This window comes from Shimazuella soli (genome assembly GCF_022511585.1).
Taxonomy (GTDB): domain Bacteria; phylum Bacillota; class Bacilli; order Thermoactinomycetales; family Thermoactinomycetaceae; genus Shimazuella; species Shimazuella soli.
The window spans coordinates 1-15,438 of the sequence record NZ_JAKWBN010000015.1 but is presented as its reverse complement, the minus strand read 5'-3'; the positions used below and the strand labels follow the sequence as shown (position 1 = coordinate 15,438).

Here is a 15,438-nt window from a genome sequence, read left to right as displayed (position 1 = left end):
AGTAGCTTCTCCTACTTGGTTCCTTGGTGAATCATTACATTCACCCGGTGTTTTGCAACTTGACGAAAAAGACACACATGTCTTTCTCTTCATCTATTTCCTATCCAATTTTCAAAGTGCGACAGCCTCACTTGTTTGTGTTTCAAGCGCGACTTTTATATTTTATAACAACTCGTCCCGAAAATCAAGTGGAAGTTGTTGTCAGTCAGCCGTTTGTGTGTTGCTCGCGGCGACAAGAAATAATATAACACGGTCAATAAAAGATTGCAACCCCTTTTTTTATATAAATTTTAGTCCGTAATATTTTCTCTCAAACTAAACCGTTTATTTGATAAAGCATTCTTTTTACCTTCGAAAAAATAATATCGAACCTAGCAGACAGCAAAAAAGGTCTTATTGGGATTTCACCTTAAGACCTTTTTATCTCCATTAGTTAATAGCTAAACCACCACTTGCATAACCCTCCACAACTGTATCAACATCTAAATCACCTGAATCTGTAGTAAAGACGAGTAGCAAACGCGTTCCAGCGGTTATAGGTATACTTGGCAATTCTGCAACAACACTACTAATAGTTCCTTCTGAAACAACCCCTGTAAGACTTGGTCCTAATGCTACAGATGCGATTTGTGTAAATATGTTGTCAGGTGTAGGAGAAAAATATATCCTAGCTGTTATCGTTATTGCTTCTGACAAAGATAAATCAACTGTTGTACTAAAATATGCAGCAAGTGATGTGAGAATACCATCCCGAGGCATGGAAAATGCTAAGTTATGAAGTGCTCCTGGGACTGCTGCGATATCTATTGTTCCACCTAAGACAGCAACAACTGAACCTGAAGTTCCAAAGCCAATGAGTGCTTGAGTTCCAACTTCCCCAAATAATGCAGTAGTCAGTGAAACTGGAAGACCAGAAGTAAATGGAATAATAGCACTTGATCCGGGGGCACCTGTGGACCCGGTGGCTCCGGTTACTCCAGTCGCTCCGATGGCTCCGGTGGCTCCAGCCGCTCCCGTTGCTCCGGTCTTACCGGTGGCTCCAGTCTCTCCCTTTGGTCCAACCGCTCCTGTTGCTCCAGTCTTTCCAGTGGCTCCAGTCTCTCCCTTTGATCCAACCGCTCCTGTTGCTCCGGTCTTTCCAGTGGCTCCAGTCTCTCCCTTTGATCCAACCGCTCCTGTTGCTCCGGTCTTTCCAGTGGCTCCTGTCTCTCCCTTTGGTCCAACCGCTCCCGTTGCTCCGGTCTTTCCAGTGGCTCCCGTCTCTCCCTTTGATCCAACCGCTCCTGTTGCTCCGGTCGCTCCCGTTGTTCCAGTTCTACCTTTTGCCCCGGTCTTACCTCTTGCTCCCGTTGCTCCAGTGGCTCCAGTCTCTCCGGTGGCTCCAATCTCTCCCTTGGCTCCGGTCTCTCCCTTGGATCCAGCTTCTCCAGTTGCTCCCGTTTCTCCCTTGGCTCCAGCTTCTCCGGTAGCTCCCGTTTCTCCCTTGGCTCCTGTTTCTCCCTTGGCTCCAGCTTCTCCGGTGGCTCCCGTTTCTCCCTTGGCTCCAGTCTCTCCGGTTGCTCCCGTTTCTCCCTTGGCTCCTGTCTCTCCGGTGGCTCCCGTTTCTCCCTTGGCTCCTGTCTCTCCGGTTGCTCCCGTTTCTCCCTTGGCTCCTGTCTCTCCGGTGGCTCCCGTTTCTCCCTTGGCTCCTGTCTCTCCGGTGGCTCCCGTTTCTCCCTTGGCTCCTGTTTCTCCAGTGGCTCCCGTTTCTCCCTTGGCTCCTGTTTCTCCAGTGGCTCCCGTTTCTCCTTTGGCTCCTGTTTCTCCCTTAGCTCCAGTCTCTCCGGTGGCTCCCGTTTCTCCCTTGGCTCCAGTCTCTCCGATGGCTTCAACATCTCCGGTGGCTTCAACATCTCCGATGGCTCCGACATCTCCAATGGCTCCGATCTCTTCCTTGGCTCTGGCATCTCCGGTGGCTCCAATTTCACCAACGGCTCCGGTTTCTCCGGTGATTCCTGTTTCCCTTGTGGATTCAGTAGCTCCCGTTGCTTCAGTCCGTCCTGTTACTCCGATTTCACCAATGTCTTTGATTGCTTTAATTGATCCGGCGGCTTCAACATCGCCTAATGTTTCACTTGTAACCCCAGTTGTTTCTGTTGATATGGATACAGTAGACTGCAATACATTTTTCAACTCATTCTGTAATAGCAATTCTTTCTTCGCGATTTCCCGTAACGTAGATTGAACAATGCTATTTGCATTTAATAAATCGCTGATCGTTACCGAAACTCCAGAATCGCTTGGAAGTATGCCACGTAGAAATTCGTCATTAATAATATGGCTAAGACCTAGTTCTTCTATCGCTACAGAAGAAAGTAACAAATTTATCGCATCTTCACGAGTAATTGTAATGGTTCGAGTAACATTTGGTGTATTAGCTTGTGACATCAGCTCAACTCCCCTAAAATTAATTGGCTCTAGTTAATATATACAGAGGCATCTATAACGGAAAGGCTATTCGCCTAGTTAGGGCACTTCTCCAGCACATTTTTTTCAAAAAATCTTTCCACATTTTGAGACATCATTTAAGCATTATAAGAAAAAGAAAGTAAAAGAGAAGTACACTCTGGATGAAATCCATGTGAACTTCTCTTTCAAACAAGCATTTTTCATTATGGTTATATGTATGAGATGAATGTGAACCTCTCACGACTATAGCCGTAAGCTTCGTCTACGAAGGTTGATAGCTAGGCTATCCTTATTCGTACAGGCGTGTCCACTTCGCCTCTAGTGTATAAGCCCGTTAGGGCTACAACATTACTTTTTCGCAAGATGTTTAATGCGCCATGGATATCTGCGTTCATCAACATTCCCGAAGACGTACGATATAAGCCACGTTTCACCCGTGCACCTCTAAAGGTATACGTTTTCGAGTTGGATGGATCATAGGTGGGCAGTTCATCTTGATCCCAAAAACTCGCTTTGGATGTGTAGCTTTCTTCTTGTTGCACCAACGTCATCCCATTTCGCTCACACCTATATTCCAATTTCTCTTTGATCATCCCAATGGGGATATTCACGAAATTTTGGATGAATCCCAATATACAAAATATGGATGGATTTGTCAAAAAAGAAAACCAAAAACCGTAACGATTCATCCCACGAATGAATTCACGGGTGTTCTCGCCACAAAAATAAATTAGGTCATAACCCTTTATAAAAAAATTTTAAAATGACGTTAAAGCGTGATACCCCTTGAAAATAAAGAGATATTTGGACATATGTTGTTTTATCCCTGTTTTTTGAATAAACCAAATCATTGTATAATAAAACTATTCTCTATAAAGGAATGATGAAAATATGAACCACTTAGCACTACTTCAAAACACCTCACAATCCAAGTGGTATCAATGGATGGCACGTCATTTTTATTTCATGCATCAACACCCTGAACTATCCTTTCAAGAAAGAAATACGATCCGTTACATCACCACGATCCTTGAAAAAAATTTAGGATTAAAAGTAAATTTATATGATGTCAATGGTGAAATATTCGGGAAATCTGTTTCTTCACAAGCAATCACCGTATCGTTTGGACAGGGAGAAAGAACTGTAATTTTTACCGCTGATTTTGATGCTTTACCTATTGAAGAAGCATCCACTAATTGGTATCGATCGAAAACATATGATACGATGCATGCTTGTGGACATGATATGCATACATCTATTTTGCTGGGAATAGCTTGGTGGTTAAAACAACATGAAGATATCCTCAACTGTCGAGTTATCCTTCTCTTTCGCCCTGCCGAAGAACTAAATGGAACTGCATTTCTTATCAAATCGGAAAAATTACTTGATTATCTCGGCAAAGATGCTGTTTGTTTTGGCCTACATGTATATCCAGAATTACCCGCAGGTAAAATATCTACTTGTCCTGGACTAATTAATTATTCAGCCGAATTTCTAAAAATTGAGGTGAAAGGGAAAGGTGGACATACTGCTCGACCAGAACATTCCTACAGTGCCCTTACAGTAATAGGACAAGTTTTATCTCAATTACCTGAGTTTATAGCTCATGATGTTCCAGAAGCTGTTCTCGCTTTCGGTCAAATACACAGTGGCAGCAAAGGCAATATCATCCCAGAAACAGCTTGGTGCGAAGGAACATTGCGGACCCCTGAATTTAGGTTCCATGAAAGAGCAAGAACAGCAATCCATAACTATGTAAGAAGTTTGGAAAATGATTTTGTAAAATTAGAGTTAAAAAATAGTGGGATTCCTGCTCTTCCGCCAGTTGTGAATGACCCAGTTCTCGTCGAAGATTCCTATGGTATCTCTGAACATTTTCCTTGGATTGAAGTGCAGCATACAGAATCAAGCAGAGGAGCAGATGATATCTCTTGGTTCTCCGAGCTAGGTTATCCCTTACATTTCTTCCGCTTAGGAACCAAACCAGTACACCAACAACAAATATTTGATTTGCATTCGCCACACTTTGAAGCTGATCCCCGTGCCTTACTAACGGGAGTATATTTTCAACTCTATCAATTGATCAAGTTTATGGAAAAAAATGAGGTGACCTCTGAATAAAGACGAATAGACTAAAAAACTAGCCTCCTAACTAATAATAAGAAGGCTAGTTGTATCTTTTTATCAAAGTGTATATTGCACTTGGGTTACCAGGCCTTTTTGAATACGAAAGCAAGCAACTTCTGGTTTTATTTGAGATAATGAAACAATCACATATACTGCCTCAGGATAATTCGCATGGATCACATCTTCTGGTGATGGATAAGGTGCAGCAGTAGGATGGGAATGATAAATCCCTACTAACTGTTCTCCTTTTTCTTTCATTTGTTTAAATGTTATCTCAATCTGATCCATATCCATTTGAAAAGCATTTGGACTTCGTAAAATATTCTTCATAGGCCAGAAAGTACTCGCTATATGATTGTTACCAGACAACAGACCACATGCTTCAAAAGGGTTTTGCTCCATACAATGGGAAATCATAGAGCTAAACACATGAGGGAGAAAAGTAAAACAGAGATTAGTCTGTTGCTCTTTTCCCACAACAACCTCCTCGGCGTTGGGGTTGTTGATTGGACCTCCCTTGAGACGGTTGTTGTATAGGACGAACTAATTTATTTTGATCTGAATTTGAGGCTTCTTCATTCCATGGTTGCCCACTTCTTCTTGATGGTCGAAAGTTTTGCCACTGGATAAATCGAGGATCCATAAAGTATCTCCTTTCTACAATAGCCAATATATTCGCGTATTTATCATATTCGAATTCATTCCATGCGTGCTGTATATCTCTAGAAATTAGTCATCTGTTTCCTTTTTTAATGATTCCATGTAGTTGCTTTCATAAGGTACTTGATGGTTACGTAGAAACTTACCATTTTGATCTGGATCTGTTTGAAATTCTGGCGGTAGTTGCTGGACTGTTAATGGGGCTTTCTTGTTAGTGGTGTTACCAGATTTAGGTTGAGCTGCAAGATTAGCTATGACAGCTTTCTCTTTTTTCAACGGCTCCTCTTTTGTTTGTTCATCTAACAACAAAGCCTCTCCTTTTTGAGAATCTTCTTGGTCTTGGCTAATTTGCTCCAGTTGTTTTTGAAAGGCAGAAGTGAGTATCTGCATCTGATATGCCATACTTTCTTTTTCTTGAAATAATTGTTTTTCCATTTCTTTTAAATCATCTTCAAGTTTCTTTTTTTCTCTTGCAAGCGTTTTCGTCTGTTCTTCTTGATCGTTTCTATTCTCTTGGAAAATTTCGTTTTTTTGTTTCAACTTACTGATTTGTTCTTGATACGCAGCAGATTCTAAATGTAATTGCACAATCGTTTTTTCTTTTTCATCAAGAAGTTGTCTCAGCTCTGTTACTTTTTCTACATAATTCTGTTTGATTTTCTCCAATTGCTTAATTTTTTTCTCATGAGATTTAGCTTCTAACTGCAATTGATCAATCGTTTTTTCTTTTTCATCAAGAAGTTGTCTCAGCTCTGTTATTTTTTCTGCGTAATTCTGTTCGTTTTGCTCCGATTGCTGGATTTTTCTCACATGAGAATTAGCGTCTAACTGCAATCGATCAATCGTTTTTTCTTTTTCGTCAAGAAGTTGTCTCAGCTCCGATACTTTTTCTGCGTAATTCTGTTCGTTTTGCTCCAATTGTTTGCTTTTTTCCTCATTAGAATTAGCTTTTGACCGTAATTGCTCAATCGTTTTTTCTTTTTCGTCAAGAAGTTGTCTCAGCTCTGTTACTTTTTCTGCGTAATTCTGTTCGCTTTGCTCCAATCGCTTCATTTTTTTCTCATAAGCATTAGCTTCTAACTGTAATTGCCAAATCTTTTGCTCATTTGCGTTCTCTATATTATTTTCTTTTTTAATGCTATCATTTTGAATGCTTTTTATTTGCCCTTGTCTTTGATAAGCCTTAATTTCTTTTAGTAATGTTTCTATTTGTCGTTCTTTTTGTTGCAGTGACTGCTGTAATTTTGTCTCATTCTCCTGTAAATCATTGATCTTCTTATGTTTTTCGGTTCCTAATTCCTTAGCTGCATTCAAAGCTTGCCTTAATTCTATCTCTTTTTCTTCGTAATGAGCTGTTATCTCATCTACTTGCTTTGCATATCTGCCTTCTAGAGTCCGATACTTTTCTAATAATCGTCCCATTTTAGCGTGTTGAAATTTATACTTCTCTATTTTCGCTTCATACGCCTGATTTATATGCTGTAATTGAAGTATTTTCTTTTTATACATTTCACTTGCATTTCTTTTTTCATTCATCGATTTCTCACCTCAATGTAATTTATTCCTCTGGCGTTAACCAAAATACAATTTTGATTCAATAAATGCAGCAGCTCCCGCAATTGCTAAAACAAGGTGGAGAGGGTAAGAAGCGGGGAACCATAGGTATAAGAAAAAAAGCAAAGCAGATGACCAAATCCCGACACACCAATGACAACTTAAAAATATACCCACAGTATGACGCCATCCTGTGCCTATGATATGAATTTTTCTGACCACTTGACCAGAATCATCAGGCTCATAAGTAACTTTGACAAATGGATCTCGAATGATAGATGTTATCTCATCAAAGACAATAAGATGAGTAAAACGAAAAGAGGCTAAAATAAAAACGAAAAACTGAAACCACGAGAATTCCAACAAAAAAGTCCCTCCTCGAAAGAAAATTAAGTAAACGAAAGGGCGATTTTATTCGCTGCTGGATATTGGAGATTTAGCCCTTTATAGTGTACGAAGCCCTCGATCATAATGTCTCCACTACTATCACGGGGAACGGATAACTGAAAATTGGAAAATGGAATGGTTTCACCTGGCTTAATGATTAATGGTTGTATGGAACGTACCCAATACTCTCCTAGCTCTTTTACTTTATTACGCCAATCTTCATCTACATATGTCCATCCAACTGCACTGTCTCCTGAAAAACTTTGAACTCCAGCGGTATCCACCATTTGAGGTGGAATAATTTGACCTTTTAGTTGTATATGAGAAGAAGGAGGGACTTGAATACAAATATGAGGATCTGGCAAAGCCCCCATACCTGTGTTTTTAAGATACATATTTCCTAAAACCAAATAATCATCCTCTTCGGAAGTGGGAAAAACAATTTGGTAATCAAAGCATACTTCCATTCGAAAGGGTGGAATAGGCACGGGATTTGCTGTAGTGTTCCCTTTATTTTGTGGTGGGACTTCTGTGTGTTGAGGTTGAGGCTTTTTCTTCTGTAATGCTTCTGGAGCTGATGGAGTAAGAGAACTTCTTTCTTCTTTTGGAAATAGCAATTTCATCGAATCAAGAGACAGAAATGGTAGAAAGGAGAAAGTATTGCCTCCGGCACATCCTCTGAGTAATACAGTGGCCAAAATAAGACTAATTTGTTCCTCCAAGTCTCTATCCATTCCTTGTGCTTCGGGTAATCTACTACGAAGTTCCAATACAGGAATAGGGGATTTTTTTTCTTCCTCTTTAATCCGCGCAATAATTCCATGTTTTTGACATTCTTCCGCAAACATCTCTGCCCATTTTTTCGCTATTAACCCTTGACTATAAAAAATCGTAAATTTTGGACGTGAGGTTGTAGATTTATCACTTGTATTAAATTTAAGTTTAACCATTATTTCTCCATCATCTGGAAGAGATGACTTCGCCTGTAATACCGTTACTTGGATACCTGTGTCGCTCAGGAACGCTTTGGTCGTATCCAGCATAAAATTATGATTATCGTCTTGTTTCATTGGCATGAAATATACTTTTTTTCCTTGCAACATGGGAGCGAGGTGAAGTATTTTTTCCTGTTGGTTCCATTTCATTTGAAACCCTATGTGTTCGCAAAACAATTGAAAAACAGGTAGAGAATGAAAAGGTAACTGTCCTTTATTTTCATCGTCGTAATATATCTTCCAGTCCATCAACATCCTCCTTCTCATCGCTATATCAGAAATAGTTTATGAACGGAAATAGAAGAAAAGTAACGATTTTAAAAAACTTTTCTCCCATCATAAGAGATAGATTTTTATGAAAATTGGACTTTTGCCTAAAGCGATCTTTGCTTGTTCTGCGTATATATAGGTTGAAAGTTATTACTACCTAAGGGGGGTAAATGGAAATTATGGTTAGACCAATACGAGGCTCTCAGGTCACACCACCAGTTCCAAATAATGTTCAGGCTGAGTGTATCTGCGTTCCCAAAGTTTATGATTTTGTGGTCTTTACAGAGGACATCAATGCGACGATACCATTACCTGCGACACCGCCAGCAGGATGTCCGACTACGGTTACAGATATTACGTGTGCATTGACAGGTGTAACAACCTTTTTCCCTATTACATGTGCTACTAACGGAGTTTGTACGGTACTAGACCGTCGCCCTATTAACATCGATGGGGTAAACGCAGCTTTAGTGAAATTAAGACAGGATATTCCTATTGAGGTAACGCTTACTGGTACCGATATTACTGGTGCTCCAGCCACCTGTACCATTCCATTGACAGTACCATTTGTCCGTCAAGTTGTACTCTGTTTCCCACCTGAGTTTACCAATGACAACTTAGTTTGTCGGATTATCAGCGGGGATTGTGTCATCACCACTCCACCACCAGCTGGAGGAACACCATTCCCTGCTTCTGTTGGGGTAGAGTTAAATATCTGTAAAGAAGTTCAAGTACTAGCTGCGGTAAAACTTGAAGTACTAGCGAAATTCTGCTCACCACGTGCACCAATCGAAATACCTGTTACTTCTGTTTGTCCGCCAACCTTATTCCCACAACAATGTGACTTCTTCCCACAACCAAACTGCGATTGTGAGAGCACCTTTAATTCTACCGATGCAACAGTTCCGACATCAGTTGGCGTAGTAGTAAATGGTTTGACGATATCTGCTGGTACAGCTACTCTTGTTGGAAATGTCTGTAATGGTTGTGCAGAAATTAACACAGATATTAGATTCACCTTTACAGATACAGATGGCATTCCACCAAACAATAGCTTTACCTTTACTGCTAATTCTTTTACGTCTGAAACCTGTACCTTTGCTTTAGGAGTAGGTACACAAGTGGTAACAGGTACAGGTACAGTAGTGACAGCACTCGGAGACACCATACCAGTAGGTTATACCTTAACATTGGTGGATGCTGGTGCTGCTGACAGTTATCTCTTAGTATTAACAAGTCTCACTCCTGGACTATTTGCAGCGGTTGCAACGGGTGTAGCAATAGGAAATGCGATCATTATCCGAGATTGTACTGCATTCCCAACCCCAACAACGTAATCATGCTTATCTACACAGGCTGTTGGTTCTGTACCAACAGCTATTTTTTTATTCTTGTAATGCACAGAACTTAACTATATACAAAAATAGATTTAATTAGTTAATTAATAAAAAAATAATGAATATACATGACATACATATGCAATGATTTATGGAATAAAAAAGTTCATTTATAGCAAGTAAGGAGGATGAAAAAACACTATGACCAGACCAATAAGAGGCTCTCAGGTCACTCCACCTATTCCAAATAATGTTCAAACGGAATGTATCTGTGTGCCCAAAGTATATGATTTTGTACTTTTAACAGAAGATATCAATACAACCATACCATTACCTGCAAAACACCCTGCTGGATGCCCGACTACTGTTACAGATATTACCTGCACATTGATAACAGAACAATTTTTTCCTATCACTTGTGTTTCCAATGGAGTTTGTACCATACTCGATCGTCGTCCCATTAACATTGATGGAGTTAATGCAGCTTTAGTGAAATTAAGACAGGACATCCCTGTTGATGTGACTTTTACTGGTACCGATGATTACGGAAACCCTGTTACTTGTACGATTCCTTTGACAGTACCATTTGTTCGTCAAGTTGTATTGTGTTTTCCACCTGAGTTTACAAATGACAACCTAATCTGCCGGATTATCGGTGGAGATTGTGTCATCACCACTCCACCAGCCGTTTGCGGTATCCCATTCCCAGCATCAGTGGGAATCGAACTTACTATATGTAAAGAAATTCAAGTAATTGCCGCGGTAAAATTAGAAGTCTTGGCGAAGTTCTGTTCACCACGAGCTCCAATCGAAATACCTGTTACTTCCGTTTGTCCGCCAACCTTATTCCCACAGCAATGCGATTTCTTCCCACAGCCTAACTGTGATTGTGAGAGCTCCTTCAATTCTACTAATGCAGCGGTACCAACCTCAGTTGGCGTAGTAGTCAATGGTTTGACGATATCTGCTGGTACAGCATCTCTCGTTGGAAACGTCTGTAACGGTTGTGCAGAAATTAACACAAATATTAATTTCACCTTTACGGATACAGATGGCATTCCTCCGAACAATAGCTTTACCTTTACTGCTAACTCTTTTACTACCGAAACCTGTACGTTCCTTTTAGGAGTAGGAACACAGGTGGTAACAGGCCAAGGCACAGTAGTGACAGCACTTGGGGATACGATCCCAGTAGCATATACCTTAACGCTGGTTGATGCTGGTGCAGTTGACAGCTATGTCTTAATTTTAGCAAGTGTTACTCCAGGTCTGTTTGCAGCTGTTGCTACTTCCATCGATATTGGAAATACAATCATTATTCGGGATTGTACTGCATTCCCAACCCCAACAACGTAATTCTTATTAACCCTGCACAGCTGTTGGTTCTGTACCAGCAGCTTTTTTTATTCCTTTTTTAAATCTCTTTTATTTGCTTTAACCGCTACATAGATTGGTGCATAGCATATCATATGCGGGAAAGAGTCATAAATAAAAAAAGAAAGGACTTGTCTAAATGGGATTTTGGAACTGGAAAAAACGCGAAGACAAAGATCAAATCATTGACAAGTACAAGAAAAAGGAACAGGAATACCGATTGGAATTGGAACAAAAAAATAAACTCATTGTACAATATATTGAAAAAGAACAAAAATACCTAAAAGATCAAAATCAAGATAAACTAACCATCCAAGAACTCCAAAAAAAATTAGCAGAATATGAACAAAAGGAAAAAGAGGCAACTGGTGATTCTCTCATAAAACAACAGTTAATTGATGATCTTCAAAAAGAATTAAATGAATACGAACAAATAACGATTTCTTTTAAAGAAAGTACAGATGAAAAACAACAAACCATTGATCAATTAAAACAAAAGATCAAAAAATACGAAGAGGATATTGCTGAATTACAAAGGAGTTTAACGTCGAAACAACTGTTAATTGAACAGTTAGAAAAGAAAATTACCGAACATGAAAAAACAATCTCAGAACATAAGGAAAACTTAGAAGCAAAACGCCAAATTCTCTCCCAATTGAAGCAAAAAGTTACGATACAAGAGGACACAATTTCTGGTTTAAAAGAAGATTTACAAACGAGGCAACAATTGATCGAAGAATCAAAACAAAAGATCGCTGAATACGAACAAAAACCCCTTGAAAACCAAACTGATCAGCAGGAACTGATACAGCAGCTAGAACAAAAAATATCAGAGTATGAAAAAAGGGAACAAGGATACCACGATAACTTAAAAACATTACAAAAAAGTATCCAATCAATATCCAAAAAACCCAAAGAAATTGCCACAGATGGACATTTTAAAACAATGGATCGAATATCAAAAAAATTAACAAATGAGCAGACTAGAATAACTTCTAATCCTTCCTCTTCGCAAACTCCAAAAAAATATTTCCCTCAACAACAGGCTTCCCAATCGGTTGAATTTAATCCTTTTAAGCGTGGATCAAGGTAAATCAAAAGGCTATTCCTTTTTAAAGAAGGAATGGCTTCTTAATTTACAAGAATAGACCCACTTTAATCATAGGTTTTATTTCCTGAACATAAAAATAGAAAAAATTGTTAAAAAAGAGGGTGCTTATGCTCCGTATTCTTGTTGTTTTTGGAACTAGGCCAGAAGCAATTAAGATGAGTCCACTGATTTACGAATTGCAGCAACATCCTGATCTCGAGACATTTCTTTGTGTTACTTCTCAGCACAGGCAAATGCTAAAACAAGTATTAAAAGCATTTCATTTAAAACCAAACTTTGACCTAGAAGTAATGACAGATCATCAAACATTAACGGAAATTACATATCGGGTACTCGTTGGAATGGAAACTGTATTGAATCAATTAAAACCTGATTTGGTTCTAGTGCATGGTGACACGACTACTACCTTCTCCGTTAGCCTCGCAGCCGCTTATCAGCAAATAAAAGTGGGACATGTGGAAGCTGGTATGCGGACTCATCAAAAATATCTCCCTTACCCAGAAGAGCTTAATCGCCGATTAGTGGGAAGTTTAGCAGATCTACACTTTGCTCCAACTGATAAAGAGGCAAATCATTTATATCGAGAAGGAATATCAAAAGATTCCGTATACATAACAGGAAATACAGCAATTGACGCCCTAAGTATGACCATTCAAGAAAATTACGATCACCCATTGATCAAACAAGTCCAAGGAAAAAAAATGATTTTAATAACGGCTCATCGCAGAGAGAACCTAGGTGAGCCAATGGACAATATGTTTCAAGCTATTCGTCGGTTAGTCGAAACTTATTCTGATGTTGTTGCTGTTTTTCCGATTCATCTAAACCCCATTATCCAAAAGAAAGCAAATTCTATCCTTCGACATCATCCCAGAATACTGTTAGTCGATCCTCTCGATGTGATGGATTTTCATAATATTGCTGCACGCTCTTATTTGATTTTAACGGATTCGGGAGGAATTCAAGAAGAAGCACCATCCTTGCATGCTCCTGTTCTGGTAATGCGTGATGTGACAGAAAGACCAGAAGTAGTTCGTGTAGGTGCAGCCAAATTAGTTGGAACAGACGAAAACCGAATCTTTGAAGAGGCAAGCATTTTGATAAAAGACAGAAAAGCATATCAATCTATGACTGGAATAAATAACCCATATGGTGATGGAAAAGCATCAAAGCGAATTGTACAGGGAATATTACATCATTACAGGTTAACTGATTACCCCCCTACACCATTTCGATAGCGAATCATTTCACAATACACATCTCCAAGCACTTTACTCTATTTTAAATGTGGGCTTTCAGTCTGCGGAAGTCTGTAAAAGCAGTAGTTTGAACAATCAGATAGGACAAAAAGTACTAAGTTAGATCAAACTTATTAATAAGACAAACGAAGAAAAAACAAAACGGTTTAGGAAAAATGCTCCTAAACCGTTTTTGTCAACAGCCCCATATATTCGAATTTTTTCTTTAGAAAATATCTACTTGTATGACAGAATCTGTTGTGGAAGTGGTAGCAGCAGTCAGTACTTTTAACGATATAGTATCCCCTGCTAAGAATGTTACAGAAGTATTATTATCAATATTTGCCGTCTGTGTTCCTGTTAACGTAACCGTCAATGGAGTATCCACTCCATTTCTTCTTATAGTCCAAGTATCCGTATTTCCAACTCCAGGTCCTGTAATTGCTCTTACATTCAATGATTTGACAACTGCTTTTTGGCTTAATCGAATAAAAATTTCTGTAGGAGTGACATCTCCAGTTCCTGGTCTGTAGAAATGGATAGTGCCGCTAGGAAGACCTCCCGGATCAGCCCAAATAATAGTGTTTGGATTTTGTACTGTGGTAAATCCTATACCATTTGCATTGGAATTAAATAGGTTAGCGGAGCCTAGCAATAGTGTTCCCGAGGTTTGGGATACATCTGCTGTTACTCCTTGAATGGATATCAAACGTAATCCTAAAGTCGAGCTTGCTTGGTTCACTTCTGCACCAATAAAAGATCCAAGTCCTCCCGCATTTATCAATAATAAATTCACATCACGTCCATAGAACGAATTTGGGTTTGTATCAACTAATATCGCTCTTTTTGTTCCCAGTCCAGCTGATCGAACGTTGACAGTAGCAGCTCTTATTGCACTAACGCTTTCATTGGGATTACCTGTTCCAAAAGAGTGTATTCCCAAAACATTAGAAGTTCCAGTTGTTGATGCAGTCGAATTATCCACGGTTAAAACAAAAGTTCTTAATTTTGCTGTCGCAGATGTGGTTCCTGGAAATGCAACACCTGTTAAATTAACATGATTAGTCGAAGTAAGCTGAAGCGTAACATCTTCTACCCTTGTGTTTTCTCCCATCGTAAGAAGCGTAGTATCGGAAGTTACATTTTGCCGACGAATAGTTACTGTTAGGAGACTGATACCGCGTAATGAATTCCCGGCTGGCATAACAACACTTTCATCATATGTTCCAGGATAAACATAGATAGTCACCCCAGTCGCTCCAGCAGCATTGATCGCATTAATAGCTCCATTGATTGTTAAAAATGGAGTTCCACCTATAGAAGCAGTAGCATCATTACCATTTTTAGACACAAAAGCTGTATTCGCAAATGCCAAAATGCTTCCGGTGGTTCCAGTAGCTCCTGTGGTTCCAGTAGCTCCTGTGGCTCCGGTTGACCCTGTGGCTCCTGTTGATCCAGTTGATCCGGCCGTTCCTGTTGATCCGGTTGATCCGGTCGTTCCGGTTGATCCAGTTGACCCTGTGGCTCCTGTGGATCCTGTTGATCCTGTTGCTCCGGTCGTTCCTGTGGCTCCTGTTGACCCTGTGGCTCCTGTTGATCCGGTTGATCCGGTCGTTCCGGTTGATCCAGTTGACCCTGTGGCTCCGATTGATCCGGTTGCTCCAGTCGATCCGGTCGTTCCGGTTGCTCCAGTCGATCCGGTCGTTCCTGTTGATCCAGTTGACCCTGTGGCTCCAGTTGATCCAGTTGATCCGGTCGTTCCGGTTGCTCCGGTTGTCCCTGTGGCTCCGGTTGATCCGGTTGATCCAGTCGATCCGGTCGTTCCGGTTGCTCCTGTCGATCCGGTCGTTCCGGTTGACCCTGTGGCTCCGGGCGATCCAGTTGACCCTGTCGTTCCGGTTGACCCAGTGGCTCCGGTCGTTCCAGTTACTCCTGTT

The 15,438-nt window shown here is 40.1% G+C and carries 14 protein-coding genes; 6 read left to right on the top strand and 8 right to left on the bottom strand.

Features of this window, described 5'->3' with window-relative positions; translation table 11 throughout:
* Positions 1 to 429 precede the first annotated feature (429 nt).
* The gene (locus tag MK805_RS17470; protein WP_240877205.1) at positions 430 to 2,427 is read right to left on the bottom strand and encodes an exosporium glycoprotein BclB-related protein; all 1,998 of its coding nucleotides are present in this window, start codon (positions 2,425 to 2,427) and stop codon (positions 430 to 432) included.
* Between the two features lie 299 nt (positions 2,428 to 2,726).
* Positions 2,727 to 3,137, bottom strand: coding sequence for a transposase (locus tag MK805_RS17465; RefSeq protein ID WP_240877204.1), 411 nt, complete (start codon positions 3,135 to 3,137; stop codon positions 2,727 to 2,729).
* Positions 3,138 to 3,339: 202 nt separating this feature from the next.
* Here MK805_RS17465 and MK805_RS17460 point away from each other — a divergent pair, with 202 nt between their 5' ends.
* On the top strand, positions 3,340 to 4,569 hold the full coding sequence (locus MK805_RS17460; RefSeq protein WP_240877203.1) for a M20 metallopeptidase family protein: 1,230 nt from the start codon (positions 3,340 to 3,342) through the stop codon (positions 4,567 to 4,569).
* 63 nt (positions 4,570 to 4,632) lie between these two features.
* Here the strand turns inward: MK805_RS17460 and MK805_RS17455 are convergent, their stop codons facing one another.
* The 5 genes from MK805_RS17455 to MK805_RS17435 all read right to left on the bottom strand — a co-directional run bounded on the left by MK805_RS17455 (position 4,633) and on the right by MK805_RS17435 (position 8,420).
* Complete coding sequence (locus tag MK805_RS17455; protein ID WP_240877202.1) at positions 4,633 to 5,052, bottom strand: M67 family metallopeptidase; 420 nt, start codon at positions 5,050 to 5,052, stop codon at positions 4,633 to 4,635.
* Positions 5,030 to 5,218: a hypothetical protein gene (locus MK805_RS17450; RefSeq protein WP_240877201.1), complete on the bottom strand. Its 189-nt coding sequence runs from the start codon at positions 5,216 to 5,218 to the stop codon at positions 5,030 to 5,032. Before MK805_RS17450 ends, MK805_RS17455 begins: the two co-directional genes overlap by 23 nt.
* An 86-nt stretch (positions 5,219 to 5,304) precedes the next feature.
* The gene (locus tag MK805_RS17445; protein ID WP_240877200.1) at positions 5,305 to 6,771 is read right to left on the bottom strand and encodes a hypothetical protein; all 1,467 of its coding nucleotides are present in this window, start codon (positions 6,769 to 6,771) and stop codon (positions 5,305 to 5,307) included.
* 36 nt (positions 6,772 to 6,807) lie between these two features.
* Positions 6,808 to 7,155 carry a DUF1360 domain-containing protein gene (locus MK805_RS17440; protein WP_240877199.1) on the bottom strand — a complete coding sequence of 116 codons (348 nt, stop codon included), beginning with the start codon at positions 7,153 to 7,155 and terminating at the stop codon, positions 6,808 to 6,810.
* 23 nt (positions 7,156 to 7,178) lie between these two features.
* On the bottom strand, positions 7,179 to 8,420 hold the full coding sequence (locus MK805_RS17435; RefSeq protein WP_240877198.1) for a hypothetical protein: 1,242 nt from the start codon (positions 8,418 to 8,420) through the stop codon (positions 7,179 to 7,181).
* Between the two features lie 191 nt (positions 8,421 to 8,611).
* On the opposite strand from MK805_RS17435, the gene MK805_RS17430 reads away from it, so the two are divergent.
* The 4 genes from MK805_RS17430 (at position 8,612) to wecB (ending at position 13,501) form a co-directional block, all read left to right on the top strand.
* A complete protein-coding gene (locus tag MK805_RS17430; protein ID WP_240877197.1) occupies positions 8,612 to 9,778 on the top strand; it encodes a BMQ_0737 family morphogenetic spore coat protein in 1,167 nt (388 codons plus the stop codon).
* A 201-nt stretch (positions 9,779 to 9,979) separates the two neighbouring features.
* Positions 9,980 to 11,134, top strand: coding sequence for a BMQ_0737 family morphogenetic spore coat protein (locus MK805_RS17425; protein ID WP_240877196.1), 1,155 nt, complete (start codon positions 9,980 to 9,982; stop codon positions 11,132 to 11,134).
* 157 nt (positions 11,135 to 11,291) lie between these two features.
* Positions 11,292 to 12,245 carry a coiled-coil domain-containing protein gene (locus MK805_RS17420; protein ID WP_240877195.1) on the top strand — a complete coding sequence of 318 codons (954 nt, stop codon included), beginning with the start codon at positions 11,292 to 11,294 and terminating at the stop codon, positions 12,243 to 12,245.
* 125 nt (positions 12,246 to 12,370) lie between these two features.
* Entirely contained in the window at positions 12,371 to 13,501 is a 1,131-nt protein-coding gene (wecB, locus tag MK805_RS17415) for a non-hydrolyzing UDP-N-acetylglucosamine 2-epimerase (protein ID WP_240877194.1), read from the top strand.
* A gap of 226 nt (positions 13,502 to 13,727) precedes the next feature.
* Here the strand turns inward: wecB and MK805_RS17410 are convergent, their stop codons facing one another.
* A complete protein-coding gene (locus tag MK805_RS17410; RefSeq protein WP_240877193.1) occupies positions 13,728 to 14,876 on the bottom strand; it encodes a hypothetical protein in 1,149 nt (382 codons plus the stop codon).
* Between the two features lie 56 nt (positions 14,877 to 14,932).
* Here MK805_RS17410 and MK805_RS17405 point away from each other — a divergent pair.
* The coding region (locus tag MK805_RS17405) for a hypothetical protein (protein WP_420833105.1) at positions 14,933 to 15,438 on the top strand (506 nt) is incomplete at its 3' end.

What these genes read in the sequence shown, in the direction of transcription:
- MK805_RS17470 (WP_240877205.1), bottom strand. Translation starts at nt 2,427, where the DNA reads ATGTCACAAGCTAATACACCAAATGTTACTCGAACCATTACAATTACT.
- MK805_RS17465 (WP_240877204.1), bottom strand. Translation starts at nt 3,137, where the DNA reads ATGAATCGTTACGGTTTTTGGTTTTCTTTTTTGACAAATCCATCCATA.
- MK805_RS17460 (WP_240877203.1), top strand. Translation starts at nt 3,340, where the DNA reads ATGAACCACTTAGCACTACTTCAAAACACCTCACAATCCAAGTGGTAT.
- MK805_RS17450 (WP_240877201.1), bottom strand. Translation starts at nt 5,218, where the DNA reads ATGGATCCTCGATTTATCCAGTGGCAAAACTTTCGACCATCAAGAAGA.
- MK805_RS17445 (WP_240877200.1), bottom strand. Translation starts at nt 6,771, where the DNA reads ATGAATGAAAAAAGAAATGCAAGTGAAATGTATAAAAAGAAAATACTT.
- MK805_RS17435 (WP_240877198.1), bottom strand. Translation starts at nt 8,420, where the DNA reads ATGGACTGGAAGATATATTACGACGATGAAAATAAAGGACAGTTACCT.
- MK805_RS17430 (WP_240877197.1), top strand. Translation starts at nt 8,612, where the DNA reads ATGGAAATTATGGTTAGACCAATACGAGGCTCTCAGGTCACACCACCA.
- MK805_RS17425 (WP_240877196.1), top strand. Translation starts at nt 9,980, where the DNA reads ATGACCAGACCAATAAGAGGCTCTCAGGTCACTCCACCTATTCCAAAT.
- MK805_RS17420 (WP_240877195.1), top strand. Translation starts at nt 11,292, where the DNA reads ATGGGATTTTGGAACTGGAAAAAACGCGAAGACAAAGATCAAATCATT.
- wecB (WP_240877194.1), top strand. Translation starts at nt 12,371, where the DNA reads ATGCTCCGTATTCTTGTTGTTTTTGGAACTAGGCCAGAAGCAATTAAG.